This is a genomic window from Lysinibacillus sp. COL-1 (assembly GCF_059814265.1).
Genome location: NZ_JCAWSJ010000004.1, coordinates 695,173 through 721,539 on the forward strand (window position 1 = coordinate 695,173; position 26,367 = coordinate 721,539).

Genomic DNA, 26,367 nt, shown 5'->3' on the forward strand with positions numbered 1-26,367 from the left:
CTATGGAATCAATCAACAAAATTCTCGTAGCCAATCGAGGAGAAATTGCAATTCGTATTTTCCGTGCCTGTACGGAGCTGAATATCCAAACCGTTGCCATCTATTCAAGGGAAGATAGTGGTGCCTTTCATCGCTTTAAAGCAGATGAAGCTTATTTAGTGGGAGCTGGCAAGAAACCAATTGATGCCTATTTAGATATTGAGGGTATTATTGCCATCGCAAAAGATGCAGATGTTGATGCGATTCATCCAGGGTATGGTTTTTTATCAGAAAACGTGGAATTTGCACGTCGCTGTGAAGAAGAGGGGATTGTCTTTATTGGACCAACTTCTCAGCATTTAGATATGTTTGGGGATAAGGTCAAAGCACGTTCGCAAGCTATTGCGGCTGAGATTCCTGTTATTCCTGGTACAGATGGTCCTGTAGCCGATCTAGCAGAGGTAGAGGCATTTGCTAACGATTATGGCTTTCCAGTTATGATTAAAGCGGCACTTGGCGGTGGTGGGCGTGGGATGCGTCTTGTGCATACACCAGAGGAGCTTGCTTCTTCTTACGAAAGGGCAAAATCAGAGGCAAAGGCTGCTTTTGGATCTGATGAGGTGTATGTTGAAAAGGCCATCATCAAACCAAAACATATTGAAGTACAAATTATTGGCGATCAGCAGGGCAATATTGTGCATTTATATGAACGTGATTGCTCGATTCAACGTCGTCATCAAAAAGTGGTTGAGATTGCGCCATCCCATTCGATTTCACAAGAGTTAAGAAATCGTATTTGTAATGCTGCTGTGAAATTAATGAAGAATGTCTCGTACATAAATGCAGGGACAGTGGAATTTTTAGTTGCAGGAGAAGATTTTTATTTCATCGAGGTGAACCCTCGCATTCAAGTAGAACATACGATTACAGAAATGATTACAGGTGTCGATATTGTCCATGCCCAAATTAAGGTGGCAGCAGGCTATGGTCTACACAGTGAAGAAATTCATATGCCGAAGCAAGAGGATATGCCAATGATTGGCTATGCTATTCAGGCTCGTGTGACAACGGAAGACCCTGCTAATGACTTTATGCCGGATACAGGAAAATTAATGGTTTACCGTTCAAGTGGCGGTTTCGGTGTGCGTTTAGATGCAGGGAATGGATTCCAAGGTGCTGTCGTTACACCATACTATGATTCTTTACTAGTGAAAATCTCAACATCAGGCATGAACTTTAAAGAAGCTGCTGCGAAAATGGATCGTAATTTAAAAGAATTCCGTATTCGTGGTGTTAAAACAAATATCCCGTTTTTAAATAATGTCGTCACACATGAAAAATTTTTATCAGGTGCTTTTGATACAAGCTTTATTGATACAACACCAGAGTTATTTGAATTCCCTGTTCGAAAGGACCGAGGAACTAAGCTGCTAAGCTATATTGGGAATGTTACATTAAACGGCTTCCCTGGAGTAGAGAAAAAATCTAAGCCCATTTTTGTGCGACCGAACATACCTAAAATCGATCCACTTATTGTGCCACCAGCAGGTACAAAGCAAATTTTAGACACACAAGGGGCAGATGGCTTAGTACAATGGATTTTAGCACAGGATGATGTACTGCTAACAGATACAACATTCCGTGATGCTCATCAATCCCTGCTCGCTACACGTGTTCGATCACAGGATATGTATCAAATTGCTGATGCAACAGCTCGTATGATGCATCAACTATTCTCGCTGGAAATGTGGGGTGGAGCAACATTTGATGTAGCCTATCGTTTCTTGAAAGAAGACCCGTGGGAGCGTTTAGCCAAACTACGTGAGCAAGTGCCAAATGTGTTATTCCAAATGTTATTGCGTGGAGCCAATGCTGTTGGTTATACGAACTATCCTGACAATTTAATCCGTGAATTTATCGCCGAATCGGCAGCATCAGGCATTGATGTCTTCCGCATTTTTGATAGCTTGAACTGGATTAAAGGCATGGAAGTAGCTATTGATGCAGCGCGTCAATCTGGAAAAATTGCGGAAGCGGCGGTTTGCTACACAGGAGATATTCTGGACGACAGTCGTGCCAAATATTCGGTGCAATATTATAAAGATATGGCGAAAGAGCTTGAAGCAGCAGGTGCCCATATTTTAGCGATTAAAGATATGGCTGGTTTATTGAAGCCAGAAGCAGCTTATCGTTTAATTTCCGAGTTAAAAGAGACGACAAGTCTGCCAATCCACTTGCATACACATGACACAAGTGGTAACGGGATTTATTTATATGCGAAAGCCATTGAAGCAGGAGTAGATATCATTGATACAGCTCTTGGCTCTATGGCTGGCTTAACATCTCAGCCAAGTGCAAACTCTTTGTACTATGCGATGAAGGGCGGTAAACGCGAGGTACGTGCGGATATAGATGTTTTAGAGAAATTATCGTACTACTGGGAAGATGTACGTAAATACTATAAAGATTTTGAAAGTGGTATGATCAGCCCACATTCTGAAATTTATGTGCATGAGATGCCTGGTGGACAATATAGTAACTTACAGCAGCAAGCAAAAGCAGTGGGTCTTGGCGATCGTTGGGAAGAAGTAAAACATATGTATTCCCGTGTAAATCTACTATTTGGTGATATTGTTAAAGTAACACCATCTTCCAAAGTGGTAGGCGACATGGCACTTTTCATGGTGCAAAATGATTTAGATGAAAACACAGTGCTAACTCGAGGGCAAACGATTGATTTCCCAGATTCTGTTATTGAATTCTTCCAAGGCTATCTTGGACAGCCACATGGCGGATTCCCAGAGGCACTACAGCAGGTTGTGCTCAAAGACCGCCAAGCAATTACAGTTCGTCCAGGAGAGTTATTAGAGCCTATTCAGTTTGAACAATTAGAGACTGTACTGGAGGATAAGTTAAATCGTCCTGTTACGAAAAAGGATGTATTAGCCTATGCACTCTATCCAAAAGTCTTTGAAGAGTACGCGAAAACGGAAGAATCCTTCGGCAATATTTCGGTTCTAGACACACCTACATTCCTATATGGCTTAAAGCTAGGGGAAATTATTGAAGTCGAAATCGAAAAAGGAAAAACGTTAATTATTAAACTTGTTTCCATTGGTGAACCTCAGCACAATGGGACGCGTGTTCTGTACTTCGAGTTAAACGGACAATCTCGTGAATTGGTTATTCAAGATATGACTGTAGAGGTAGATGGTAATCTAGCTTTAAAAGCAGATCCAAGCAATCCAAATCAAATTGGTGCTACAATGCCAGGTACTGTGTTAAAAGTCGTTGTTTCCAAAGGTAGTCCAGTTAAACGCGGTGACCACCTATTAATCACAGAAGCAATGAAAATGGAAACAACCGTTCAAGCACCGAAAGACGGCGTTGTGAAAGAGGTTTATGCAAGTGCAGGGGATGCCATTTCAACAGGGGATTTATTGATTGAAATTGAATAAATAATCATGAAAAAGGTTATGAGATGCTATTTGAGTATCTACATAACCTTTTCCATTGTATTTAGACATTAAATCCTTTAAAATTTGATTAAGTAATCAAAAAAATAATTAATCAATCAAAAGGAGGATCTATGGATAGCCATAAAAACACGTTTATTCAGGAAGCTAGAAAGCAACAAATTATTGCAGCAACTATAACGACGCTAGATGATATTGGTTATATCAAGGCAAGTTTAGCACAAATTGCTAAACGGGCTACTATCAGTACAGCATTAATTTCATACCATTTTGCAGATCGTCAAGATTTGATCGACCAAAGCCTGCAAGCGTTACTTGAACAATCCGCAACATTTATTTTGACAAAAACATATGCTGCCGATGATCCAGCTACACAATTGGCAAATTTCATAGAGGCAAGTATTGCTTATCAAGCGACACATCCGAAGGAGAATGCGGCATTATTAGAAATTATATTCAATGCTCGTACAGCTGAGGATGTTCCTTATTATAAAATTTCGGATGATGGTGAAGATCCTTTATTGAAGGCTTTATGTAAAATATTAGAGGATGGTAAAGAACAGGGGACATTTACTGTTGACTCTGTCCAGGTGATGGCAAAAGTGATTCAAGGTGCTATTGGTGAATATATGCTAATAGGGGGACCGATTTCGGTTGAGGCAGAGGAATATAGTCAAGAAGTAATTAAGATTATGTGGACAGCAATGAAAGTAGAGGGACATAAAAATGCTTAAAGCACTATTTAATTGGATGTTTGTCATTGGTTTAATTCTATTAGGAGGTCGTCTTGTAACGGTTATTTGTCGATATTTCGATATTCCTTTTACAACATTTTTTAAAGACTATGCGCTAGTATCTATGATTATTTTAATTGTAGGAATTATAGGAACGGAGACCTTGAAGAAACAAAAATAAGAATCATAGAAAAAAGATTCGTCACATAATAGGTGGCGAATCTTTTTTGATAGCCTATTTCTTTTTTTCATTATAATTACTACGAGCAACTAACATGATCATGTAGCATAATAGACCGAATAAAAGGGAAATGAATAATGAATGCAGTAAAGCGACTGTTAAATTCAGTCTAGTGAGGACTACTAACATACCAGCAACCACTTGTAAAACTACTATAGTAAAGGCAATAACCCATCCATAGTAAATAACACGTTGATTTTTATATTCTTTCACAGCGTGCAAAGTTATGTATGCAATCCAAATGAAAATAATAAGAACAGCTAGTCGATGTCCCATTTGCACCCACTCGTACATGTTATTCGGTAGTGCGAAAGGTGTTTCATTATAGCAAAATGGCCAGTCAGGACAAATTAAGCTCGAATCTGTATGACGAACCAACGCCCCTGTATAAACAACTAAATAAGAATAAATTGTGACAGCAATTGTATGCCAACGTAACTTTTTACCAATAAATACGTTATCGGCATCAAATTTTCGATCGACCTCAAATACAATCATAGAAAGAAGAAGAACCGCAGCAAAGGAAATAAGAGAAATTCCAAAATGAAGTGCAAGGATGAAATCACCTTGTCCCCATAATACTTGAGCTGCTCCAATAAGAGCTTGCGCGATTAAGAAAAACATCGCTAAGAAACCTAATAGCTTTACTTCACGAATATGTCCGAGTTTACGCCATGTCCAAATGGTTAACACAAGAATTGAAATAGATACGACTCCAGTTACAAGACGATGTGAAAATTCAATCAGGACTTCTGGTGTAATCTCCTTTGGAATAAGAGATCCATTACAATCAGGCCAGTTTCGACCACAGCCTAAGCCACTATCTGTTTTGGTAACGAGAGCTCCACCTAGTAATATAAGGAGCATCCCTACTGTAGCGGCAACAGCAAACCACTTTAAATACCTGTTGTGTTGCATAAAATGAGTCACCTACTTTATCTATCAACATTACAAGAGCGTAATGTTTCTGCTACTAGATAATATCGAAAATACGTATAAAAAACAACTTGTAAAGAGAAGGGAGTAATAGATGTCGAATCCATTTCACAAATTGTTCATAATTTCGTGCTTTAACCTTCACAATTCATTTTAGAAAATGTTTTACTATAGATATGTTGTTTTTATTTATATTTCTAGACAAAACTAATTTTTACAACTTCATCTAAATTTCACTTAATGTCTAGAAATCAATCGCAAATTTCGCTATAGTTATTGTTAGCGGAATATGCTTACAAAAATGAAAGGAGAGGTATTATGTCAAACGGTCGTACACTGGCGGCTACTAGAAATACTGGCCCAGAAACAACATCTGTTGTAAAAGATTTCTTAGCACTAATAAAAATTGGCATCGTTAACTCGAATCTTGTCACAACGTTTACAGGGATGTGGCTGGCTTTTCAGTTTACTAGTAGACATTTCTTGCAAGAGCTTGATGTTATATTCTACACCATGCTGGGTGCGGCATTAATCATTGGTGGCTCAGGTGCAATGAATAATTTCATTGATCAGGATATTGATCCTATCATGAAAAGAACAAAAGCAAGACCGACAGTGACTGGCAGATTCAAGCCGAATTTTGTATTGACCATTGCCCTCTCATTTTTAATTGTAGGTGAAATTTTGTTATTTGCGGCATCGTTTGCAGCCGGCATGTGGGGACTAGCAGGAATATTTGCTTATGTCGTTCTGTATTCAATGTGGTCAAAGAGGAAGCATGTTAGTAACACGGTTGTAGGAAGTATTTCAGGGGCTATACCTCCGGTTATTGGATTTGCAGCGGTTGAACCTGCTTTAGGTCTAGGAGCACTTGCCTTATTTCTTATTATGTTTGCATGGCAGCCACCACATTTTTATGCGCTTGCTATGAAACGTACGGAGGAATATCGTGCAGCTAAAATACCAATGCTACCTGTAGTAAAGGGATTTAAACGTACAAAGTACTCAATGTTATTCTGGATTCTTTTATTATTACCGTTACCTTTCCTTTTACCAGAGCTTGGAATTGGCTTTTTAACTCTTGCCACTGCATTGAATTTGGGTTGGTTAATACTAGCTCTGAAAGGCTTTACAACAAAAGATGATATGAAGTGGGCAAATAAAATGTTTATTTATTCGTTGAATCATATGACCATACTATTTGTAGCCATCATAATATTTGCGCTGTTTAGCTAAAGTTAGGAATTCTTTCTTTTTTTTAAGAATTCATATAGACAGAACTAATGTCCTAGGAACACATGAAAATACAACAAAGAAAGAGGGGTTTAATTAAGCATGATGAAAGGGCTTAAAAAATGGCGTCTTTTTTCACTTCTAGCAGTGATGATGGTTTTCCTTTCAGGTTGTGGTGAAGATTATCTTTCTACACTAAAACCATCTGGAGAAGTAGGTAAACAACAATTAAATTTATTACTGTTAACTACTATAATTATGACGCTAGTAGTAGTAATCGTATCCGTTATTTATTTACTTGCATTCCTAAAATACCGTCGTTCACGCGTTGGTGAAAATGTTATCCCTAAGCAAGTAGAGGGTAGTCACACATTAGAAGTGATTTGGACAGTTATACCGATTATTTTATTATTAATTATCGCTGTACCAGTTGTTACAACTACTTATAAATTTGCAGATGTTGCTGCAATGGATGAGGTAGATGAAGAAGGGAATAAAACTGCCCTAACGATCAATGTAACAGCAAAATTATACTGGTGGGAATTCGAATACCCTAACCAAGGTATCGTAACGGCTCAAGAGCTAGTAGTACCAACAGGTGAAAAGGTTTACTTTAATTTAAAAGCTGCCGATGTTAAGCACTCATTCTGGATTCCTGCTGTAGGCGGTAAAATGGATACAAACGTAGAAAACTTAAACAAATTCTACTTAGTATTTGATAAAGAATCTAAAGATCTTAAAGATGGCGTATTTTATGGAAAATGTGCTGAATTATGTGGACCTTCACATGCATTAATGGACTTTAAAGTAAAAGCATTAAGCCCAGATGCATTTGACGCATGGGTTGATGCAATGAAAGCAACAGAAGGACAAATTGCTGACAAAGCTTCAACAGATCTTGGTGAAGCAACTTTTGCTAACAGCTGCTTAGGCTGTCACGCTATCTCAGGTTCAGGAGCAGGCGGTACACCAGGTCCAAACTTAACTACGTTTGGTGACCGTAACCGTGTTGCTGGTTTCTTAGAACACAATGAAGAAAACTTAAAAGCTTGGATTAAAAACCCAGAGGAATTTAAACCAGGTAACTTAATGATGAACGCTGAAGGCACTGCGCCTATTTACGGTGATTTATCTGATGAAGAAATTGAAGCTCTTGCAACTTATATCATGAGCTTATCAGTTGAAAAATAAATTTCGTTCTATGTAACAAATTTTGAGGGAGGTAAAAGTTGTGAGCTCATACACACAGAAAAAGGGCTTTGGAGCAACTGTCTGGGATTACATTACTACTGTTGACCATAAAAAGTTAGCAGTCATGTATTTATTAGCCGGCACATTGTTCTTCGCTATCGCTGGTTTTGAAGCGTTATTAATGCGTATTCAGTTAATGAAACCAAATAACGATTTCGTGTCAGCTGGTTTTTTCAATGAATTATTAACAATGCACGGAACAACAATGTTATTCCTAGCTGCTACTCCATTACTATTCGCATTTATGAACATGCTTGTACCATTACAAATTGGTGCGCGTGACGTTGCATTCCCGTTCCTTAACTCTTTAGGGTTCTGGTTATTCTTCCTAGGTGCTGTATTCCTTCACCTGTCATTCTTTATGGGTGGCGCTCCTGATGCGGGCTGGACTTCTTATGCATCATTATCTTTATATTCTCCAGGACATGGTATTGACTTCTATGTTCTTGGTTTACAAATTTCAGGGGCAGGTACATTAATTTCAGGTCTTAACTTCATCGTTACGATCATTACAATGCGTGCTCCTGGTATGACATTCATGCGTATGCCATTATTCACATGGACAGCTCTTGTATCAAGTGCATTAATTTTATTCGCATTCCCTCCATTAACAATTGGTTTATTAATGATGTTATTCGACCGTATGTTCGGTGGTAACTTCTTTGACCATACAATGGGTGGTAACACAGTAATTTGGGAGCACTTATTCTGGATCTTCGGACACCCAGAGGTTTATATCTTAGTATTACCGGCGTTCGGTTTATTCTCTGAGATTATTCCAGCGTTCTCTCGTAAACGTTTATTCGGATACTCTTCAATGGTATTCGCAACAATTTTAATTGGTTTCCTAGGGTTCATGGTTTGGGCTCACCATATGTTTACAGTTGGTCTTGGGCCAACAGCAAACGCAATCTTCGCTGTTGCAACAATGGCAATCGCGGTTCCAACAGGTATGAAAGTATTCAACTGGATCTTAACTATTTGGGGCGGATCTATTAAAGTTACAACACCAATGCTTTATGCACTTGGTTTCATCCCGTCATTCGTTGCGGGTGGTGTTACAGGGGTAATGCAAGCATCTGCACCTCTCGACTATCAATTACACGATTCTTACTTTATCGTTGCTCACTTCCACTACGTAATCGTTGGTGGTATCGTTACAGCATTATTTGGTTCAGCGCACTTCTACTGGCCAATTTTCTTCAACCGTATGTTAAACGAAACGCTTGGTAAAATTACTTTCTGGGTATTCTTTATTGGATTCCATTTAACGTTCTTCGTTCAACACTTCTTAGGTTTAATGGGTATGCCACGTCGTGTATTCACTTACATGGAAGGTCAAGGTTGGGATCAGTTCAACTATATCTCTACAATCGGTGCATTAATGATGGGTGTAGGGGTTATCTTAATGGTAATCAACTGCTTAATGTCTATTAAAGGCAAGCCAGCAGGTCGCGACCCATGGGGCGATGGACGTACTTTAGAATGGTCAATTCCACAACCAATTCCATTCTACAACTTCCGTCAAACGCCACTTGTACGTGGTTTAGATCCATGGTGGATTGAAAAACAAGAAGGTAATAAAGAAGTGACATTTGCAGAGCCAATCGGTGATATTCATATGCCAAATAACTCAGCGATTCCATTCGTTATTTCATTAGGTATGTTTATTGCAGCATTCGGTGCACTTTACAATCCAGATGCAGATAAACCATGGTCTATCTATGTATTAATCATTGGTTTAGCTATTACATTTGGGGCGATGATTGTTCGTTCAGTTAAAGACGATCATGGTTTCCACTTACACAAAGAAGAAATTCTTGAAATTGAAGAACATCTTTACGGCAAAGGAGGAAATAAATAATGGATTTCAATACTAAATTTACTCCTCATACTTGGCCAGATCATCCTGAACAAGCTACGATGGAAGGTAAAAATAAAGTCGTTGGTTTCTGGATTTTCCTTGCCTGTGAAGTTGTACTTTTCGCAAGTTTATTCGCTACTTATTTAGCGCTTAAGAACAAAGGGCCAGCTGGCATGGAGTTCACAACTCAAGGTTTATTTGAATTACCATTAGCATTTGCTATGACGATGTTATTATTAACATCATCACTAACTTCTGTTTATGCAATTTACCATATGCGTAACTTTAACTTTAAAGGGATGCAAACTTGGTTAGCCATTACTTTAGCTTTAGGTCTTGGATTCTTAGCACTTGAAATCTATGAATTCCAACACTATGTGCACCTTGGTTTTACATTTAACCAATCTGCATTCGCAACTGCGTTCTATTCTTTAGTTGGTACACACGGTTTCCACGTAACTTTAGGACTTGTATGGATTGCAACTTTAATGATCCGTAATGCGAAACGTGGTTTAAACTTGTACAATGCACCTAAATTTTTCGTAGCTGCTTTATATTGGCACTTTATTGACGTTGTTTGGGTATTTATCTTTACAGTAGTTTACTTGATGGGAGTGATCGGATAATGTCTTCACACGATACACCTATAGTTGCTAAGTCACAGGCACAGTATGAGTATGATCGTCATCATAATGCCGTTCATATGCGTAAACAAGTAATCAACTTTGCGATCATGATTTTCTTTACGTTTATCGCATTCGCAGTAGTTGCAGCTGATTTTTCTAAATACTTAATCATGCCATTCGTATTATTATTGGCTGGTGTTCAAGTTGTACTTCAGCTTTATTCTTTCATGCACTTAGAGGACAAAAAAACACACTTTGGTGGTGTTATTGGCTTCTTCATGTGGATGGGGATGTTAATCGCATTTACATTCTTCTTAGCATTTTTAACAATCATTTGGTGGTAATCACCAAAAGAGCACGTTCGTTATTTGTACGAACGTGCTTTTTCTTATGTTTTAAAGTTGTGAAGGTTTCAAAAAGAGACAAACACTGTTAAACTTAACATTTGTTCACCTTTCGTTCATTGCAGTATAGCTGTAAGCGTTTTATAATAGGAGTACTGAAGTTTAAAGGAGTGCGTTCTATATGCCACTTAGTATATTTGGTTTCCAAGCATTGTGGAGTCCCTATTTAATAGGAGTTCTTGTTTTTATAACGATTATCTATTTTTTAGTCACAGTAAAGTGGCGTAATGATTTTAAAGTAAGTGAACCTTTGAAAAAGGGAGAAGCCATTTATTTCGTGTTAGCCATGATTACTATTTATATCATTAAAGGTTCTCCAGTTGATTTAATGGCTCACATTATGTTTACCATGCATATGGTTCAAATGGCGATCTTATTATTGCTTGTTCCGATTTTCTTAATTAAAGGAATCCCTTGGTGGGTTTGGAAAGTTGCGATTGAAGCACCGGTTGTTAGAACGTTGTTTAAAGTACTGACATTACCAGTTGTTGCAGTCTTTGTGTTTATTGGTCTATTTTCCTTCTATCATTTGCCTTCAGTATTAGATTACATTAAATTAAATGAAACATTACATGGTACCTATACATTTGTATTATTTCTTTCAGCTATTTTTATGTACTGGCCTTTAATTCAAAATATGCCTAATAGTGCTAAAATGAAGCCTTTGCATAAATTAGCCTATATTATTGCAAATGCTGTGTTAATTACACCTGCTTGTGGATTAATCATTTTTGCTCCTAATGCAATGTATGAGACATATACAAATGGTGATGCATGGTTAAAAGCAATGGAGCTGTGTGTACCAGCCTCTACATTATCAGGCTTATCATTATCAGGACCAGAGCTGTTTACAGACATGAAACCTGTTGCAGACCAGCAATTAGGTGGCGTATTAATGAAAATCTTACAAGAGCTTATTTTTGGTGTATTAATTGGGACAATCTTTACGAGATGGTATCGTTCTGAACAAAAAGATCCAGATAAAATTACGGCTGATGCATTAGCTGCACACCAAAAAAAATGGGAAAGTCAACAGCAACATTAATTGTAATATAGAAATTTACTTTGTATAAGGGGTTTTGACAATGGAATTGCAAATTTTGCCTACTATTAGTACATCGTTTATCGTCATTAGTGCTGTACTAGTAGCGATAGGATGGGGCTTAATTATAAAAAGAAATGTAGAGGGGCATAAGAAAGTAATGCTTGCTGCAGGTGTTGCGGCACTTATATTCTTTATTATCTATGCATCCCGTACAATCTTTATTGGAAATACGGCTTTTGGCGGTGGAGAACATTTAAAACCATATTATACGTTCTTTTTGATTTTCCATATTATTTTGGCGACATCTGGAGCCGTGTTTGGTATCGTTAGCATTATTTCGGGTTTGAAAACAAATATTAAGTTACACAGACGTATTGGACCAATCACAAGTATTATTTGGTTCTTTGTTGCCATCACTGGTGTACTTGTTTATTTATTGCTATATATTTTATTTGAACCAGGTGAAACAACATCCGTTATTAAAGCCATTTTAGGGTTTTAAAAAAAATCTCCCTCTTTATTATTGTAAAGGTGGGAGATTTTTTGTAGTTGGTTGAAATATAGAAAGTATCACTACAACAAGTAAAGGGCCTATTAATATCCCAAGAAAACCAAATATTTTAAAGCCGATAAACATGGCAATGAAGGTATTTAAGGAGGAAAGGCCAATTTTATCACCAATAATTTTTGGTTCAATCATTCTGCGGACTAGAAATTGCCCCACATTTAGTAACGTTAGAACGACAGCATATATATAGTCGCCTGCAAATACTTGATAAATGGCCCATGGGACTAAAAGGATAAATGAATCGAGAAAAGGGATAAAATCTAATACAACGAGTGATAAAGCTAACAGTATGGGAAATGGCGTTTTTAAATAATAAAATGCTGCGAAGGATATCGCAAAGATACTAGCACCAACAAGCAATTGTGCTTTTAAAAAGCCGAATAAGGCTAGTTTAACGCGCTGCCCAATAAAAATGATTTTTTGATGATAGTGAAAAGGAAAGGGCATTAATAATTTACGATTAATGGCTGGCAAATCTAAGAGCAACATATACAAGACAATCCAATAAACAAAAACATCAAATAAAAGGGAGGGGATATATGTTAGTAAAGTAGACAATACATTCACATTTGTTAAGGATATGGCGAATTTTTCTATAGAGGCTAAAGCATTTTCAATCATGAATTGAATTTGTAAAACGAGTTCTACAGGTAAATGATAGGTGTAGTTACTGAGCTTGGATTGCATTTGAATCCATAAGGCCGATAGTTGATTAAGGTACTCAGGAATATCGATGATAAAAGAAGAAAATTGTTTCCAGCTTATATAGAGTATAAGTGTACATAATAATAAAGAGATACTGAGAAAAAATAAAAAAAAGATGAAAACAACTATTTTACGTTTTTTTCGAAACCGTTTGCACATTCGAACAATAATCGGTTCTAAAAGTAACGCGGTTAAGTAGGCAAGGAGGATTGGTAACGATATAGAAATGAACCAGAGAAGCAGAAGCCCAATCGCTATGACGATTATGGGATGCCGAAAAAAAGGACGATTAAAAAAAGATAACATTTTTCTCACCTACATCCATGTAATAGATATAGGTAGTATGAGGAGAAAAAATTTTTTTACTCAAAATAAAAAAAGACTGGACCACCAGTCTTTTCATAAAATGAAGCTACTTACGCTATACTTGCTGTCACTTTAGTTTATTAAAGATTAGCGTGCGTTAACAGGTTCGAAGTTATTTTTATTTGTTGGCTCAATTGAGAATTGATCTAATTCTAATTTAACCTTTTTTAAGATTTCTTCACATTTTGTTACAAGATGTGCTGGGTAAACTTCATCATCCCCATATTCAACACCATGTGGGTAATAGTATTTACCTAGGGCTGGTTTCATTAACGTAAGGATGGCATCGTGTGCACCTACATCACCAGAAATGGCATATGCGAATACGCGTAGGTAATAGCGACCTTCACGAGTATCGAAACGTTTATCGAATGTCATACGTTCGTAATCCCAACCGCCATCACATTCTAAACCATGCTTTTTCATAATGCTGACAATTAGTTCTTGATCAGCTGTTAAATTTTCAAGGTTAGTATTTTCAAAATACATGTATAGTCCTCCTTTAGGTTCTCGTACAAAGTATACGCTCATTTTTATAATAGAGCATATTCGACATTGTTGCAATGACAACATTGTGTCAACCCAATTACAATTGATATAATAACTTACAATAATGGTGATGAAAAGGAGTCCTGTATGAAAGCTTTATTCCGCATTTTAATGGTTTGTGGCGCAATTGCATTAATTGGCTTTATGTTTTTCAATACCCCGCAGGAAAATGAGCCGTTAGAAGGACCAAATACCAATTCTAATATAATCCCTCAAACACAACTAAAGCAACAGTCTGCTGTAGGAGCAATGACACGTCCTCAAACAGGCATATCAACTTTGGTAGGAAAAGGCATTCAAACCGTTTTAGAGCAATATGGGGAACCAACGAGAAAAGAACCGTCTTCATTTGGCTATCAATGGTGGGTCTACAATAAAGATGTTGCTACGTTTTTTATGATTGGTGTTGAAAATAATATTGTAACGCAAGTTTACATAGCTGGACAAGAAATCGATGCATTTCCTTTTAAAGTTGGACAAAAACGCGATGAAATATACCGTATGACGATTATTGATTATGAGGTAGCGGCCACTGTGGGAGAAAATATTTTCATTTTCTCGATGAGTGAAGAAGATATGCAAACAAGGTTGCTTGTCAAATTTGATGGCCTTTATGCACAGCTTTATATAGATAGGGAGACAAGTGAGCTACAGGGAATACGTTATACAGACAGTGAAACACTTGTCCTTCATCAACCATATGAAATGAGTTATCAAGGTGAACTAGTGAGACGTACGCCACCGTCCTCATTTTTGCAGCAAGAAATCGATGTAGCTAGCGCCAAACAGCTTGATGATCTCTTAAATGTTACGAGGGTACATCATGAATTACCACCTTTAGCAATGGATGAATCATTAGAAGAAGCTGCAAAAATGCATAGTGAAGATATGAAGGTGCAAAATTTCTTATCACATGAGTCTCCAACTAATGGAGATTTAAAAAAGAGATTACAGGCACATGACATCGACTATAGTGCAGCGAATGAAAATCTTGCCACTGCTTATTTTGATGCGATAGAAGCTATGCATGGTTGGACAAATTCGCCTGAACATAGGAAGGTGTTATTGGATGATCGATATACACGCGTTGGTTCCGGTGCTTTCGTAGATTATTATACGCAAATCTATATAGAGCCTACTGCACAGACGATGGATAGTGAAGAGCAAGATAGAAAAAAACAAGATATTGAAGAACAGGATAACGAAGAACAGAGAAATAAAGAACCAGATAGTGAGGACCCTGTAGAGAATACAGAGCAATCCTCCTCATCCTAACAACAGAATATCAGTTTGAAGACAAGCTCGAATAGCCGAGCTTGTCTTTATTTTTTTATAAGGTAGTACTTTCACTGTGGGCTTCTATATTTTTCGTCACACCGTTACAAACGCCGTCATATGATAGAGAACGGAAAGGGGGAATGAGGCTTGCAACTAGCTGAGTTATTAAAAGATTGGCCATGTAGTGTGACAGGAGGATCCATTCGAACAGAAATTACAGGCGTAGAAGATTATGCACAGGCCGTACAACCCGGCGACATTTTTATTGTACGAAAGGGCAAAAAAACATCAGGAAGTCGTTTTGTTAAAGAAGCGTTGGCACGGGGGGCTGCTGCCATTGTTTCGGAAGAAAGTATTTCTTTGCCGATTATGGATAAAGAAATTCCTTTTGTGTGGGTTCCGAATACAGCATTATTTTTATCGTATGCGAGTGCGAAGCTTGCTGCTTTTCCAGCAGAGGCTTTAACGGTTATTGCCATTACCGGTACAAATGGAAAGACCACGGTGAGCCATTTTGTTAGTCAGCTTCTAAATGCCTTACATAAAAAAGCAGCAGTTATTGGAACGGTTGGCTTTTTCATCAATGGCGAGAAACAACAAACGGCTTACGAGCAACTAACAACATTGCAGGCCAAAGAATTGCATCCGATATTAAAGCAATGTGTACGAAAAGGGGTTACACATGTTGTGCTAGAAGCTTCTTCAATGGGCTTACAGCAGCATAGACTCGACCATTGCGATATTGACTGTGGTGTATTTTTAAATCTATCAGAAGACCATTTAGAAGATCATGGTGGTTTAGAAGCATATAAACGTGCAAAAAAAAGATTAGCCGATTTATCCAAAAAGTTAGTATTAAATGGAGATGATAACTTTTGTCGTTCTGTAGGGATTTATGATAAGAAAAAATCCTGTTCATTTGGCTTTGATAATCACAATGATCTACATATTCAAATTGTCAGTGAAACAGTTGGAAAAACCGTACTTTGCTTACAAACAACAGCGAGTGAGCATATTGTGGAAATTCCTTTTGTCGGAAAATATCATGTACAAAATACTATTGCTGCCTTAATGGCTATATGGCGCCTAGGTGTCCCGATGGAAGATCTAGTTGGTCATATGTGGTCCTTAAAACTACCAGAAGGACGACTTGAGAAGATTGATAATCCTTTGGGTATAGAGGTTTATGTAGATTATGCGCATACAGCAGAAGCCTTACAAGCCGTTTTACAAACCTTTAATCGTTCCAAAACAATTTACCTTGTTTTTAGTTGTGGTGGAAATCGTGATAAGGCGAAGCGCTTCGCCATGGGAGCGGTAGCAAGTAAATACGCGGACGTTATTTATTTAACAACAGATAATCCACGAGATGAAGATCCAATCGTGATAAATGAAAGCATTATTGCAGGCTTTACAGAGCAACAATATTATGAAATTTACTTAGATCGGAAGCTTGCTATCCATCAAGCGTTAGCAAAGGCGAAAAAGGGCGATATTGTCCTTGTGGCCGGAAAAGGGCATGAACAAACACAGCAAATTAAAAATCAAAAATTGCCTTTTTCCGATCAACAATGCATCAAAGATTATTTTGCCAGTCTCATTACAGACGACGCTGAATAATAAAGAAAGATCCTGTAGCAATAGCCAGCTTGCGACCTGTCTCATCTTCGATATCACATGCCATGACGAGTGTTTGACGTCCTTTATGAACAAAACGACCGCGCGCAATCAATTCTTTATTCGTTGTTGTGGCAATATACGATAGATTCATATTCGTTGTAACCACATTATATCCCTCTGGTACAGAGCGTGAAGCAAGTCCGCCCATAGCTGCATCGGCAATTGTTGCAATAATGCCACCATGAGGCACCTTAATTGTATTATGAATAACTGGTGTAATAGGGATACGAACCTCACTAATTTCAGGCTCAAATTTACCTGCCATATGTAGGGCAGCATTAAGATAACGACGATGAATGCCTTGCTGCTTCTCTCTTAGCCCATTTAAAAGATGTAATAAAACTTCTTCATCTTCCTCAGTACTTTCTTGTAAAATTTCAGCTAGTAATTGTTCTATCTGTCCTTTAGATGTTGTCATTAATTGGCAAACCTCTTTCATTAAAAGTATCAATAATGTAAAATTACCATAAAATCTGTTATGATGGGAAAGAGATTGGGGGAATTAAAAATGATGATGACCTCTGACTGGGTACTCATTTTGGATGAGACCGAAGCGCTTTGTGAGATGATTCTTTCCTCAGAACCTGCGATTGCGCTACAGCAAGCGTATGATGCAGTCTATAGTGATGCACAAATTGTAGAAGCTATTTACGCATTTAATCGCATGAAAGAGCAGTACGAAGATGTACAACGTTTCGGAAAATATCATCCAGACTACCATACAATCATGAAGTCAATTCGCCAACAGAAAAGGGCACTTGACTTGAATGAAAAAGTTTCAGCTTTAAAAATTGCTGAAAACGATTTTCAGGATTTACTCGATGAGATTAGCCTATTAATAGGTAAAACAGTCTCTGAAGCTGTAAAAGTTCCTGTTAGTAACCCATTCTTTGCATCTGGTTCATCTTGCGGAGGAGGATGTGGCTCGGGCGGCTCATGCTCTTGCTCAGCATAAAATACGATGTGTATGTTACACATCTCTTCTAGACTGTAGACAACTCCAAGTATTCACAGGAGGTTGTTTACAGTCTTTTTTCAATTGATAGGAGGAAACATACTTGAATGGCTGTCATCCCTGGTGACAGGATAGGAAAAAAGTTGTTTAGGCTGCTAAAAAGGTTCTAAATCAAGCAGCTTTATTGGATGGCCTTACAAATATCCTTTTATATTATAGTAAAGTTGGATCCGTGGTATGCAAGGTCAAAAGGATTGGATACTTGATTTGAGGATTATTAAGATTTAGAGGCTTTCCTCAGATTTAAGACAGGGAGTTGGCCTATTTTTAAGGAGCTATCGTGGGAACCATGACGAGTTAGTAACGGTTTCTGGGGAAGAAAACGATACAGTAATTCTTCAATATATTATTGCTCATGAAATCCATCAGATTAGACAAGCCCATATCTGCTCATTATATAGGTAGAACATTCAAATGAAGGGAAGGCACGTAACTAGTGTCCTTCCCCTTTATGTTCGTATCATGATAACGACTCTTGTTCCTGTAATAATTCAGCAGCTATATCAGGGCGATCTGTAATGATCCCTTTGGCGCCATTATGGATTAATTTTTTCATCGTGTCGATATCATTGATTGTCCAATAGTGGACAGGTATGTTGAGATGATTCAAAAATTGAATAAATTTAGGTGAATCTAATGCGATAACGCCTGATTTAGGTGGGATTTGGAAAACATCAACTTTCGGATGATATAAGTGCCCAAATTGACTTGAGAAGGAGGCAAATGCTTTTCTCACATCTGATTCACCGGCACCAAGTGCTACTTGATTTTGGGCATATAAATTAAAACGATCGATTTGCTCACCATAGAAGCTTGTCACAACGACACGCTGTTCAGCGCCTAGCTCTTCGATTAAGCGCCAAAGTTTAGAAGGCATCAAACTTCCCTCATAAGTATCTGGAGCATCTTTAATATCAATATTGATGAGCATATTTGGATAAGTTTCAAGTAGCTCTCGTAATGTCACTACATTAATTTTTTCCTCTCGATATGGAAAAGCGCCATCCAAATCTTCAAATTGATAGCCGTGATTTAAGGCATTGATTTCTGCTAAGGTCATATCGGCAATGAGACCATAGCCATCCGTTGTACGATCAACTGTATCATCATGGAAAACAATGATTTCCTCGTCTTTTGTTAAACGGATATCAATTTCAAAGCCATCGACTCCTAACTGTGCTGCTTTTTCAAATGCGATCATTGTATGCTCAGGTGCTAAAAGAGCCCCGCCACGATGCGCCAGAATGATGGGGCGATCAAATTGCAATGCTTGTTTGCCTTCACGTTGCTGTGGTTTAGAAATAGCTTTACTACCTGCCCAAGCCGCTGCACTTGCCGCAGCAATAGCAAGGGCAATTTTTGTTTTCTTACCCATATTCGTCCTCCTTAACAATTATCTTCATATAAAAAGTAATGGTGAATTCATTGTCAGTATTGATAATTAAAGTACCTACTAAAACTAATAGCTAGTAGAAGTGAATGATGCCTTTTTCATGCTGATATATGCAAAAGCAAAAAAATACGGAGCTATTACGCGGAGGCGTAAATGTTCCATGAAAACAACTAATTCATATCTCTACGATGTTTCTCGCAGTATGCTTTTCCATTATAACGGAAAATTGAGCTTTCTGTCAGCTAAACTCTGTTGCTATCATTTTCCGGTCTATGGTATTCTTTTATGTAAGAAATGAGGGAATCCAATATGAACGAACGACAAGGGCTAATCGTTTACGTCCATCAATTAAAACATGCTAAATCTCTTCGGAAATATGGTCATGTTCTTTATATTTCAAGAAGGCAAAAATACGTAGTGCTTTACTGTAATCGTGAGGACATTGATATGATGACAACAAAACTACAACGCCTTCCATTTGTGAAAGACGTTGTGGAGTCTTATCGTCCATTTGTGAAAACTGAATATGAAAATGCAAAACCAGATAAAGCAAAGGAATATGACTACAAAGTAGGTCTATAATCTTACGTCAATGCAGGTATATAGTTATTTAGTCTTAATATACCGATTAAGTATTGATAAAATAGTTTTGATTCCGAAAATATAGATGAGTGCTTTATTTCTACAACAACTGCTTTCCGATCGAGTTGTTCTATTTGTACTTCAAACATTTTTTGTCGCATTGTAGGTTGTTCTTCATTATATGGGATGCCTTCTCGGCAAATATAGATAGGCATGAACTTACTTTCACCAACTGGTTTGAGAGCTACAGCTAATGAGATCACCTTTTTATCTTCTTTTGTAGATGTTAGTATAAAGGCTTGATGAAAGCGTTCCTGATTTGTTTTGATAATTTCGAGTAACTCGTAAACATCACCATAGCCTTCTCCTAATTCTATAAATTGTTGTGGCATAATAATTGCACATCCTTTCCAATACTCATAGTATCATGCTGCGGGAGGTCAAGCACATGAAATTTGCATTAAGCTTTTTTTCTATTTTAGCACTAATTATTACAGGAACGATATTTTTCCAGTATCATGCTTATTCATCTGATTTAGAAACAGGCATAGGGGATTTTCATTACTCTCAAGAAATAGAGATTGTCTATCGTGAAAATAGCTTAGATATTCGCCAGCATTTTAAAAATTTACCAAATCAAAAGGTGAAAATTAAATGGCCAGAAAAAGCGACAAATCCTAGTTGTTTTATCGAGAGCGAAAATAGCTGTGATCGTTTATCAGATGAGGTCTCTTATTTTGCCAAAGGGGAAACGAAATCACAATCTGTGTCATACATAATTCCAATTGAGGGCGGCTTAAAAAATAAGATGCTCCTTCAAAATGTTTTTGCTACACTAATAAATGGTGAAGCATCGTATTCAATTGTTCATATTTCTACAGATAGTAAAGTGAATGGACAGTGGATTACAGGTTTACCTTTAGTAGGGCAACAACAACTGTCTCTTGTGAATTACACAATGTTTAAAGGAAACGGTACCGTTCAAGATCTTTATTGGCAAGCAGGTAAACTTAAAGTACAAGAGCAAACACCGATTTTATCTATCTATGCACAGCAGTCAATTCCTAATGATTTCCTAAAATCATTAGAAAGCTTGCAGTTTTTGAATGATGAGCATATTGCTATTATTCAAGAAAAAAGTCCGGTAACAGCTCATGATGAAAGATTGTTATTTTTACCAACTCTTACTGCACAAGCCGTTGAGCAGGAAGTGATTTTATCACAAATCAAATCACAATTTAAATTTGTAGATTCTCCAGAATGGTTGCCTGAAGTTGTGGCATCCTATTTAGTAAACGATTCAATTGGTGGAGACAAAACAAAGAAAATGGTTAAGACATTAAATGACTATATGACAGATAGTCAACAGCAAGCTTGGCAGGAAAAGCTGAAAAACCTTGGGGAAGAACCGCTTTCGCCTGATACATTGGACAAGTATTTATCACAAGCGTTAGATGCGAAAACATCTTATTTTACATTAAACGCAGCTCAGAAAGATGGAACATATCCGCTCTTATTTGAGGATGCTCGTGATGTGTATGTGGATGATGTATTAAAAGAAGACGTTCATGTTATTCTATATGAGGGTCAAGTGTTGTATACGGCAGATACGTTATTGCCTTATCTTGGCTATTCGGCTGAGGAAGGGAAGAATGGCTATTACGTAAATAGCGAGCATCGCACATTCCGATTCCCGAAAGAGCCTGGTTTCTATGTATTTAATCAGCGGAGATATGCAACAATTTCAGAGCCAATTATTAAAATTGCTGATCATTATTATGTGGAAGAAGCTTGGTTGCAACGTTTATTCCTAGTTGAACTACAAAAGAAGGACGAGCGAATTCAAGTATTAACACAAGAACAACAATAACTTTTGCAGCGGAGGGTCATCCTTTCGCTGCAAAAATACTTTATATGGATGAAAGTACGGTGATATGCTGTTATGAGAGTTGTAGCAGGAGAGCGCAAAGGAATGCCGCTAAAAGCAATAGCTGGAAATACGACAAGACCTACAACGGACAAAGTGAAGGAATCGATTTTTAATATTATAGGTCCGTTTTTTGATGGAGGAATCGCGCTTGACCTGTTTGCAGGAAGCGGTGGCTTGGGCATTGAATCACTAAGTCGTGGGGCAGAGCAAGCAATCTTTATTGAAAAAGATGCAAAAGCATTCCAAGTGCTACAAGAAAATATAAAAAAATGTCGTTATGAAGAAGATACAGAGCTTTTTCGTATTGATGCAAAGCGTGCTGTGAAAGCGCTGTTAAAACGTGATCTTACGTTTAAATATGTCTTTTTAGATCCACCTTACCATCAACAGGAATACTATGATTTAGTTCAGATTCTTGTGGACAATGATAAAGTTCAACGAGATGGTATTATATTATGTGAACATGCGAAAGAGGTACAATTGCCTCGAAATTTTGGTGAGTTTGTGTTAACAAGACAAGAAACATATGGCGGAACAATTATTTCTGTTTATCGCTGTACAGAGGAAGAGGGAGAATAAGTTGTCTGAGAAAATTGCTGTAGTTCCAGGAAGTTTTGACCCTGTCACATTCGGCCATCTTGATATTATCAAACGTGCGGCAGATGTGTTTGACATCGTATATGTAGCAGTATTAAACAATTCAGCAAAGAATCCGTTGTTTTCTGTAGAGGAACGCATGGCCTTAATGGCTGAAGTAACAAAAGCATTACCGAATGTCCGTATAGAAAGCTCTTCAGGTCTTTTAATAGACTATGCTAAAGAAAAAAAGGCGAAGGCCATTGTACGTGGTTTACGAGCTGTTTCAGACTTTGAATATGAAATGCAAATTACCTCTATGAACCGTTTTCTAGATGAAACAATTGAAACATTTTTCATTATGACGAAAAACCAATATTCATTCCTAAGTTCCAGTATAGTAAAAGAGGTTGCGAAATACGGTAGCGATGTTAGTGAGCTAGTTCCTACTTGTGTCGTAAAGGCTTTACAAGATAAATATGATTTTGCGCAATAATTATGCAGAGGATGTCAAAGCAAAGTGACATCCTCTTTTTGGTACATAGAGCGATCATTATTTCAGAAAAAATAGAGCATAAATAGTCGGAACAATGATTATGCTAAGGAGGCGGAATTTGATATAGGGTCTGACAGAAAGTTTTGCTGATTTTGCGATAACGAAGATTTGTAAGTGAATACTAATACTTTGCATCGTTAATAAAATGACAACTAGTAAGGTGATATGTGGAAGATCTGGGAAGGCTGTAACGGTCATTTTAAGACCATTCGTCACCTCAAGAATAGCTGCAAGAGAAAGTTCAATCGTATAGGGAAGTTTAGGGATTAGTTGATCTAGCCCCTGTTGGACAATGGTCTGAATGGTTGTGAAAAAGATGATGGTTGTACCAACTAACAGAATTGTTGGAGCTGTTTCTTTAATACTTTCTGAAAATGGTGCACTATACAGTGGTGTGTTGTGTACGGAAATAGTGGGTGGGTCAGTTTTGCGAAATAAGTAGTAGCCAATTACTAAGCAACAAATATTAAACGTATGTAGTAAACATAAAAACAACCATCCAAACGTATTACTGTGTAGTAAATCAAGACTTACAAAACCTAAAACGAACAGTGGACTTGGTGCATGACAAACAGCTAGTAGAAAATTTGCCTCTTTGGGGTGTAATTGACCACTATTTTTTAAATAAACAATGGTTGTTGCCCCTGTTGGATAGCCTCCAAGTGCGCTAATAATGTAGGCTTGTACGTATAATGAGGCCCTTTTCGTTTTAGTACGCATAGGGGCAGTTAAACGCAGAAGCCATTGTGTTAATACTAGATACGGCAATAAATACGGAAAAAGTGCTTCCATGAAAAGGTTAACGCCTAAATCAGTACCACTATGAGCGGTTTGTGGGAATAACAAGAGTAAGAGAATTAGAATTACGCAGAGCACTATTTGAATTGTAGCAAACATGTTATCAACTCGTTTCAACTTTTTGTCATTCACATAGGCAAATGCTAAAATCAATATATGTGAGAAAGGCAAAAACATGAACGTATGGTTTTGCAAGCGTCCTAGGAGGTGTTTTCAAGTGAAGAAAAAAATTGGTATTTATGCAGTGTTAATAGTCGTGATTTGTTTTATGATGTTATACCGACTAGACGCGTATATTATGAAACCTGGAAGTGCATATGATGTCAGTAAATTCGTGACGGTAGATAGCAAAGAGGCTGATAGTGTGGGGTCTTTAAGCTTAATGACTGTCGCGATGCAGCAAGCCACCCCATTTTCGTATTTGTGGGCTAAAGTTCAAAAATATCAAAAGCTAATGGATATTGAACAAGTACGCAATCCTTTAGAGGATGATGAGGAATATAATATTCGACAGTTAAAATTAATGTCTGATTCCCAATTTAATGCGAAATATGTAGCTTTCCAAAGAGCAGGATTAGAGACTAAAGTTCATTTTAACGGTGTATTTATATTAAATGTGTTAGATGGAGGAGCGTCTGATGGCATTTTAAAAGCTGGGGATGAAATTATCGAGGTTGACGGTCAAAAAATAACTAGTCAGCAAATGCTTGTTGACCTTTTAAAACCTAAACAGCTTGGAGATAAGGTAACAATACAATTTATACGTAATGAAGAGCAAAAACAGGAGACGATTACCTTACAGGAGATTCCGAATACACAGGAACATAGAGCAGGGTTAGGTATTTCTTATACGGAAAGTAAATCGATTGAAACAATGCCAAAAGTGACGATGAAAACAGAGGATATTGGAGGGCCCTCTGCTGGCTTGATGTTTACACTTGAAATATTGGACCAGCTTCTTGATGAAGATTTAACAAAGGGTTATGCTATTGCTGGTACGGGTGAAATGTTAGTAGATGGATCGGTTGGTAGAATTGGCGGGATTGATTATAAGGTCATTGCCGCTGATCGGGACGACATGGAAATCTTCTTCGCGCCCGATGATGAAATTTCTCAAGAAATGAAAGCGAAATACCCAGAGCTAGAATCTAACTATTCGACGGCTGTTAAAACGGCCAAAGAGATCAAAACTAAAATGAAAATCGTTCCGGTGAAAACGGTTGACGATGCCATTAGCTATTTAAAGCAACTACAGCCGAAATAATAGAGCGAAAAAGGGATGCTAGAATTTTACTAGCATCCCTTTTGATAGCCATTAACAACGGATAGGGGGTGTTTGATAATCTTTGGGAAGAGTCCAATCCTTTGTGCCTTGTTCGATACTTAAATTGTATAGCTCTGCTGCATGTATATCTATTGCTAACATTGCATCATTGGTAGCTGCCACTCGGCTAATTAAAGGTAATTGGATATCCTTTTTTTGCTTACCTAAATAAGCTTGCCCCACCGAGCTCATACCTAATAGCCGAATATAAGAGGGTGCTTCGAAACTTTGAAGCTGCTCTTTTGTAAACCCCGTGTATATATGTGTTATCATGCGTTGAAGGCGGGTCCATGTATAACGTTTAGATTTAATTTTTTCCATAAAGCTATTGAAGGAGGAGCTAGTTTTGGCTGCTTTCACAATAGCATTTTCAATTCCCTCTGTTACTTCTGCATAACGAGTCAGTTCTGAAGGCGTGTGTCTGATGATGGTAAACTGTAATAACGGCCAAAATGCTTCCCAGCTTGCAAATTGACTATACTGTTTATGCCAGTCTGTTAAATAACTATAAGTAGTCTCAGGAACAACATTTTGCACACTCTGTAAAGAATTTGTAGACGCAAGTGCTTTACGTATACCAGTGGCACTTGCAATCGATGTGTCTTCCTTTAATGCATCATGGTATCCTGCAGCTACGCGAGAAATAGTTAGTGGTTTGATGTGACTGTTAAGTGATTTCGCTGCTTCAAGATAATGAAAGCCTAGTATATTATTTGGCTGTGCGAGATCAATGTATGGAGCAGGGAACTTCTGAGAAAGCTGTTCATAGGCATAATGTAGGCTTTTCGGATAGCTTGCACCTGTTTTAAGGCTGTTTTTAATAAGCATGTCATATTCTGCACGGTTGTGGTCTATCAACTCATATGTGTTTAAAAAGGGTTGAATCGAGCCGTCTTCACTTCCGAAGGCAAATGAGTCACAGCCAACGGCGCTTAATAAGGAAATGGCACCTTTTGCGAAATCTGTGGCTGGTGCTGTACTATAGACGTAGGGCAGCTCAATAACAATATCTACACCACCAGCAAGCGCCATTTTAGTACGTGTCCATTTATCTACCATGGCTGGCTCTCCACGTTGTAAAAATGTGCCGCTCATAACAGCGATAACAAGTTCCGCCTGTGCTACTTTTTTAGCCTGTTTTAAATGATAAGCATGTCCGTTGTGAAAAGGATTATATTCAACGACAATTCCAACTGCTTGCATGCTTTTCCCCCTTATAATTTGTGTCATTATTTGAAACTGTTAGGAGCAAATACAC

Annotated in this window: 26 protein-coding genes; 18 read left to right on the top strand and 8 right to left on the bottom strand. The window is 37.7% G+C overall.

What is annotated here, in order from left to right; all coding sequences use genetic code 11:
• Nucleotides 1–2: 2 nt before the first annotated feature.
• The 3 genes from pyc to AC6BKE_RS11600 all read left to right on the top strand — a co-directional run bounded on the left by pyc (nucleotide 3) and on the right by AC6BKE_RS11600 (nucleotide 4,370).
• Nucleotides 3–3,437, top strand: coding sequence for a pyruvate carboxylase (gene pyc, locus AC6BKE_RS11590; protein ID WP_499856850.1), 3,435 nt, complete (start codon nucleotides 3–5; stop codon nucleotides 3,435–3,437).
• Nucleotides 3,438–3,568: 131 nt separating this feature from the next.
• A complete protein-coding gene (locus AC6BKE_RS11595; protein WP_036125348.1) occupies nucleotides 3,569–4,189 on the top strand; it encodes a TetR/AcrR family transcriptional regulator in 621 nt (206 codons plus the stop codon).
• The gene (locus AC6BKE_RS11600) at nucleotides 4,182–4,370 is read left to right on the top strand and encodes a hypothetical protein (RefSeq protein ID WP_036125343.1); all 189 of its coding nucleotides are present in this window, start codon (nucleotides 4,182–4,184) and stop codon (nucleotides 4,368–4,370) included. The genes AC6BKE_RS11595 and AC6BKE_RS11600 overlap by 8 nt, the downstream gene beginning before the upstream one ends.
• Before the next feature lie 54 nt (nucleotides 4,371–4,424).
• Here the strand turns inward: AC6BKE_RS11600 and AC6BKE_RS11605 are convergent, their stop codons facing one another.
• Complete coding sequence (locus tag AC6BKE_RS11605) at nucleotides 4,425–5,348, bottom strand: COX15/CtaA family protein (protein ID WP_499856851.1); 924 nt, start codon at nucleotides 5,346–5,348, stop codon at nucleotides 4,425–4,427.
• Nucleotides 5,349–5,684: 336 nt separating this feature from the next.
• Here AC6BKE_RS11605 and cyoE point away from each other — a divergent pair, with 336 nt between their 5' ends.
• From cyoE to AC6BKE_RS11640, 7 genes are all read left to right on the top strand, one after another.
• Complete coding sequence (gene cyoE / locus AC6BKE_RS11610; RefSeq protein WP_036125331.1) at nucleotides 5,685–6,602, top strand: heme o synthase; 918 nt, start codon at nucleotides 5,685–5,687, stop codon at nucleotides 6,600–6,602.
• Between the two features lie 99 nt (nucleotides 6,603–6,701).
• Nucleotides 6,702–7,790, top strand: a complete 1,089-nt coding sequence (coxB, locus tag AC6BKE_RS11615) for a cytochrome c oxidase subunit II (RefSeq protein WP_036125330.1) — start codon at nucleotides 6,702–6,704, stop codon at nucleotides 7,788–7,790.
• 40 nt (nucleotides 7,791–7,830) lie between these two features.
• On the top strand, nucleotides 7,831–9,714 hold the full coding sequence (ctaD, locus tag AC6BKE_RS11620; RefSeq protein WP_036125328.1) for a cytochrome c oxidase subunit I: 1,884 nt from the start codon (nucleotides 7,831–7,833) through the stop codon (nucleotides 9,712–9,714).
• Nucleotides 9,714–10,340, top strand: coding sequence for a cytochrome c oxidase subunit 3 (locus AC6BKE_RS11625; RefSeq protein WP_036125326.1), 627 nt, complete (start codon nucleotides 9,714–9,716; stop codon nucleotides 10,338–10,340). Before ctaD ends, AC6BKE_RS11625 begins: the two co-directional genes overlap by 1 nt.
• Nucleotides 10,340–10,684 carry a cytochrome C oxidase subunit IV family protein gene (locus AC6BKE_RS11630; protein WP_036125323.1) on the top strand — a complete coding sequence of 115 codons (345 nt, stop codon included), beginning with the start codon at nucleotides 10,340–10,342 and terminating at the stop codon, nucleotides 10,682–10,684. The genes AC6BKE_RS11625 and AC6BKE_RS11630 overlap by 1 nt, the downstream gene beginning before the upstream one ends.
• A 181-nt stretch (nucleotides 10,685–10,865) precedes the next feature.
• Nucleotides 10,866–11,789, top strand: a complete 924-nt coding sequence (ctaG, locus tag AC6BKE_RS11635; protein WP_036125321.1) for a cytochrome c oxidase assembly factor CtaG — start codon at nucleotides 10,866–10,868, stop codon at nucleotides 11,787–11,789.
• A 40-nt stretch (nucleotides 11,790–11,829) separates the two neighbouring features.
• Nucleotides 11,830–12,291, top strand: coding sequence for a DUF420 domain-containing protein (locus AC6BKE_RS11640; RefSeq protein ID WP_036125319.1), 462 nt, complete (start codon nucleotides 11,830–11,832; stop codon nucleotides 12,289–12,291).
• A gap of 18 nt (nucleotides 12,292–12,309) precedes the next feature.
• Here the strand turns inward: AC6BKE_RS11640 and ytvI are convergent, their stop codons facing one another.
• Nucleotides 12,310–13,368, bottom strand: a complete 1,059-nt coding sequence (gene ytvI / locus AC6BKE_RS11645; RefSeq protein ID WP_080717108.1) for a sporulation integral membrane protein YtvI — start codon at nucleotides 13,366–13,368, stop codon at nucleotides 12,310–12,312.
• A gap of 147 nt (nucleotides 13,369–13,515) precedes the next feature.
• Nucleotides 13,516–13,917: a YugN family protein gene (locus AC6BKE_RS11650; protein ID WP_051891699.1), complete on the bottom strand. Its 402-nt coding sequence runs from the start codon at nucleotides 13,915–13,917 to the stop codon at nucleotides 13,516–13,518.
• A 147-nt stretch (nucleotides 13,918–14,064) separates the two neighbouring features.
• Between AC6BKE_RS11650 and AC6BKE_RS11655 the strand changes: the two genes are divergently transcribed.
• Both AC6BKE_RS11655 and AC6BKE_RS11660 read left to right on the top strand, forming a co-directional pair.
• Nucleotides 14,065–15,252 (top strand): CAP domain-containing protein, encoded by a 1,188-nt coding sequence (locus AC6BKE_RS11655; protein WP_036125317.1) that lies wholly within the window; start codon nucleotides 14,065–14,067, stop codon nucleotides 15,250–15,252.
• Nucleotides 15,253–15,402: 150 nt separating this feature from the next.
• Complete coding sequence (locus tag AC6BKE_RS11660; protein WP_036125315.1) at nucleotides 15,403–16,875, top strand: UDP-N-acetylmuramoyl-L-alanyl-D-glutamate--2,6-diaminopimelate ligase; 1,473 nt, start codon at nucleotides 15,403–15,405, stop codon at nucleotides 16,873–16,875.
• Here AC6BKE_RS11660 and AC6BKE_RS11665 read toward each other — a convergent pair.
• Nucleotides 16,856–17,353 carry a PaaI family thioesterase gene (locus AC6BKE_RS11665; RefSeq protein ID WP_499856852.1) on the bottom strand — a complete coding sequence of 166 codons (498 nt, stop codon included), beginning with the start codon at nucleotides 17,351–17,353 and terminating at the stop codon, nucleotides 16,856–16,858. The genes AC6BKE_RS11660 and AC6BKE_RS11665 overlap by 20 nt on opposite strands.
• Before the next feature lie 90 nt (nucleotides 17,354–17,443).
• Here AC6BKE_RS11665 and AC6BKE_RS11670 point away from each other — a divergent pair, with 90 nt between their 5' ends.
• Nucleotides 17,444–17,890 (top strand): YlbF/YmcA family competence regulator, encoded by a 447-nt coding sequence (locus AC6BKE_RS11670; protein ID WP_036125306.1) that lies wholly within the window; start codon nucleotides 17,444–17,446, stop codon nucleotides 17,888–17,890.
• A 520-nt stretch (nucleotides 17,891–18,410) separates the two neighbouring features.
• On the opposite strand, the gene AC6BKE_RS11675 is transcribed toward AC6BKE_RS11670, so the two are convergent.
• Nucleotides 18,411–19,325 carry a glycerophosphodiester phosphodiesterase family protein gene (locus tag AC6BKE_RS11675; RefSeq protein WP_036125304.1) on the bottom strand — a complete coding sequence of 305 codons (915 nt, stop codon included), beginning with the start codon at nucleotides 19,323–19,325 and terminating at the stop codon, nucleotides 18,411–18,413.
• A 327-nt stretch (nucleotides 19,326–19,652) separates the two neighbouring features.
• Between AC6BKE_RS11675 and AC6BKE_RS11680 the strand changes: the two genes are divergently transcribed.
• Nucleotides 19,653–19,925 carry a YlbG family protein gene (locus AC6BKE_RS11680; RefSeq protein ID WP_036125303.1) on the top strand — a complete coding sequence of 91 codons (273 nt, stop codon included), beginning with the start codon at nucleotides 19,653–19,655 and terminating at the stop codon, nucleotides 19,923–19,925.
• A gap of 2 nt (nucleotides 19,926–19,927) precedes the next feature.
• Here AC6BKE_RS11680 and AC6BKE_RS11685 read toward each other — a convergent pair whose 3' ends face one another.
• A complete protein-coding gene (locus AC6BKE_RS11685; RefSeq protein WP_499856853.1) occupies nucleotides 19,928–20,317 on the bottom strand; it encodes a DUF7147 family protein in 390 nt (129 codons plus the stop codon).
• Between the two features lie 56 nt (nucleotides 20,318–20,373).
• Here AC6BKE_RS11685 and AC6BKE_RS11690 point away from each other — a divergent pair, with 56 nt between their 5' ends.
• The 3 genes from AC6BKE_RS11690 (at nucleotide 20,374) to coaD (ending at nucleotide 22,927) form a co-directional block, all read left to right on the top strand.
• Nucleotides 20,374–21,795: a hypothetical protein gene (locus AC6BKE_RS11690; RefSeq protein ID WP_036125299.1), complete on the top strand. Its 1,422-nt coding sequence runs from the start codon at nucleotides 20,374–20,376 to the stop codon at nucleotides 21,793–21,795.
• A 72-nt stretch (nucleotides 21,796–21,867) separates the two neighbouring features.
• Nucleotides 21,868–22,434, top strand: a complete 567-nt coding sequence (gene rsmD, locus AC6BKE_RS11695; RefSeq protein WP_058843462.1) for a 16S rRNA (guanine(966)-N(2))-methyltransferase RsmD — start codon at nucleotides 21,868–21,870, stop codon at nucleotides 22,432–22,434.
• A 1-nt stretch (nucleotide 22,435) separates the two neighbouring features.
• The gene (coaD, locus tag AC6BKE_RS11700; RefSeq protein WP_036125293.1) at nucleotides 22,436–22,927 is read left to right on the top strand and encodes a pantetheine-phosphate adenylyltransferase; all 492 of its coding nucleotides are present in this window, start codon (nucleotides 22,436–22,438) and stop codon (nucleotides 22,925–22,927) included.
• A 57-nt stretch (nucleotides 22,928–22,984) separates the two neighbouring features.
• On the opposite strand, the gene AC6BKE_RS11705 is transcribed toward coaD, so the two are convergent.
• Nucleotides 22,985–23,884 (bottom strand): hypothetical protein, encoded by a 900-nt coding sequence (locus AC6BKE_RS11705; RefSeq protein WP_230593889.1) that lies wholly within the window; start codon nucleotides 23,882–23,884, stop codon nucleotides 22,985–22,987.
• 118 nt (nucleotides 23,885–24,002) lie between these two features.
• Between AC6BKE_RS11705 and AC6BKE_RS11710 the strand changes: the two genes are divergently transcribed.
• Nucleotides 24,003–25,049, top strand: a complete 1,047-nt coding sequence (locus AC6BKE_RS11710; protein WP_036125288.1) for a SepM family pheromone-processing serine protease — start codon at nucleotides 24,003–24,005, stop codon at nucleotides 25,047–25,049.
• 51 nt (nucleotides 25,050–25,100) lie between these two features.
• Here the strand turns inward: AC6BKE_RS11710 and AC6BKE_RS11715 are convergent, their stop codons facing one another.
• On the bottom strand, nucleotides 25,101–26,312 hold the full coding sequence (locus AC6BKE_RS11715) for a nucleotidyltransferase (RefSeq protein ID WP_089931931.1): 1,212 nt from the start codon (nucleotides 26,310–26,312) through the stop codon (nucleotides 25,101–25,103).
• Nucleotides 26,313–26,367 lie beyond the last annotated feature (55 nt).

Excerpts from the sequence above, each read along its gene's own strand:
- AC6BKE_RS11595 (WP_036125348.1), top strand. The coding sequence starts at position 3,569 with ATGGATAGCCATAAAAACACGTTTATTCAGGAAGCTAGAAAGCAACAA.
- AC6BKE_RS11640 (WP_036125319.1), top strand. The coding sequence starts at position 11,830 with ATGGAATTGCAAATTTTGCCTACTATTAGTACATCGTTTATCGTCATT.
- AC6BKE_RS11600 (WP_036125343.1), top strand. The coding sequence starts at position 4,182 with ATGCTTAAAGCACTATTTAATTGGATGTTTGTCATTGGTTTAATTCTA.
- AC6BKE_RS11685 (WP_499856853.1), bottom strand. The coding sequence starts at position 20,317 with ATGCCACAACAATTTATAGAATTAGGAGAAGGCTATGGTGATGTTTAC.
- rsmD (WP_058843462.1), top strand. The coding sequence starts at position 21,868 with ATGAGAGTTGTAGCAGGAGAGCGCAAAGGAATGCCGCTAAAAGCAATA.
- AC6BKE_RS11650 (WP_051891699.1), bottom strand. The coding sequence starts at position 13,917 with ATGTATTTTGAAAATACTAACCTTGAAAATTTAACAGCTGATCAAGAA.
- AC6BKE_RS11605 (WP_499856851.1), bottom strand. The coding sequence starts at position 5,348 with ATGCAACACAACAGGTATTTAAAGTGGTTTGCTGTTGCCGCTACAGTA.
- AC6BKE_RS11630 (WP_036125323.1), top strand. The coding sequence starts at position 10,340 with ATGTCTTCACACGATACACCTATAGTTGCTAAGTCACAGGCACAGTAT.
- AC6BKE_RS11705 (WP_230593889.1), bottom strand. The coding sequence starts at position 23,884 with ATGTTTGCTACAATTCAAATAGTGCTCTGCGTAATTCTAATTCTCTTA.
- AC6BKE_RS11715 (WP_089931931.1), bottom strand. The coding sequence starts at position 26,312 with ATGCAAGCAGTTGGAATTGTCGTTGAATATAATCCTTTTCACAACGGA.
- pyc (WP_499856850.1), top strand. The coding sequence starts at position 3 with ATGGAATCAATCAACAAAATTCTCGTAGCCAATCGAGGAGAAATTGCA.
- AC6BKE_RS11665 (WP_499856852.1), bottom strand. The coding sequence starts at position 17,353 with ATGACAACATCTAAAGGACAGATAGAACAATTACTAGCTGAAATTTTA.
- AC6BKE_RS11675 (WP_036125304.1), bottom strand. The coding sequence starts at position 19,325 with ATGGGTAAGAAAACAAAAATTGCCCTTGCTATTGCTGCGGCAAGTGCA.
- ytvI (WP_080717108.1), bottom strand. The coding sequence starts at position 13,368 with ATGTTATCTTTTTTTAATCGTCCTTTTTTTCGGCATCCCATAATCGTC.
- cyoE (WP_036125331.1), top strand. The coding sequence starts at position 5,685 with ATGTCAAACGGTCGTACACTGGCGGCTACTAGAAATACTGGCCCAGAA.
- ctaG (WP_036125321.1), top strand. The coding sequence starts at position 10,866 with ATGCCACTTAGTATATTTGGTTTCCAAGCATTGTGGAGTCCCTATTTA.
- AC6BKE_RS11690 (WP_036125299.1), top strand. The coding sequence starts at position 20,374 with ATGAAATTTGCATTAAGCTTTTTTTCTATTTTAGCACTAATTATTACA.
- coxB (WP_036125330.1), top strand. The coding sequence starts at position 6,702 with ATGATGAAAGGGCTTAAAAAATGGCGTCTTTTTTCACTTCTAGCAGTG.
- AC6BKE_RS11680 (WP_036125303.1), top strand. The coding sequence starts at position 19,653 with ATGAACGAACGACAAGGGCTAATCGTTTACGTCCATCAATTAAAACAT.
- AC6BKE_RS11625 (WP_036125326.1), top strand. The coding sequence starts at position 9,714 with ATGGATTTCAATACTAAATTTACTCCTCATACTTGGCCAGATCATCCT.
- AC6BKE_RS11655 (WP_036125317.1), top strand. The coding sequence starts at position 14,065 with ATGAAAGCTTTATTCCGCATTTTAATGGTTTGTGGCGCAATTGCATTA.
- AC6BKE_RS11670 (WP_036125306.1), top strand. The coding sequence starts at position 17,444 with ATGATGATGACCTCTGACTGGGTACTCATTTTGGATGAGACCGAAGCG.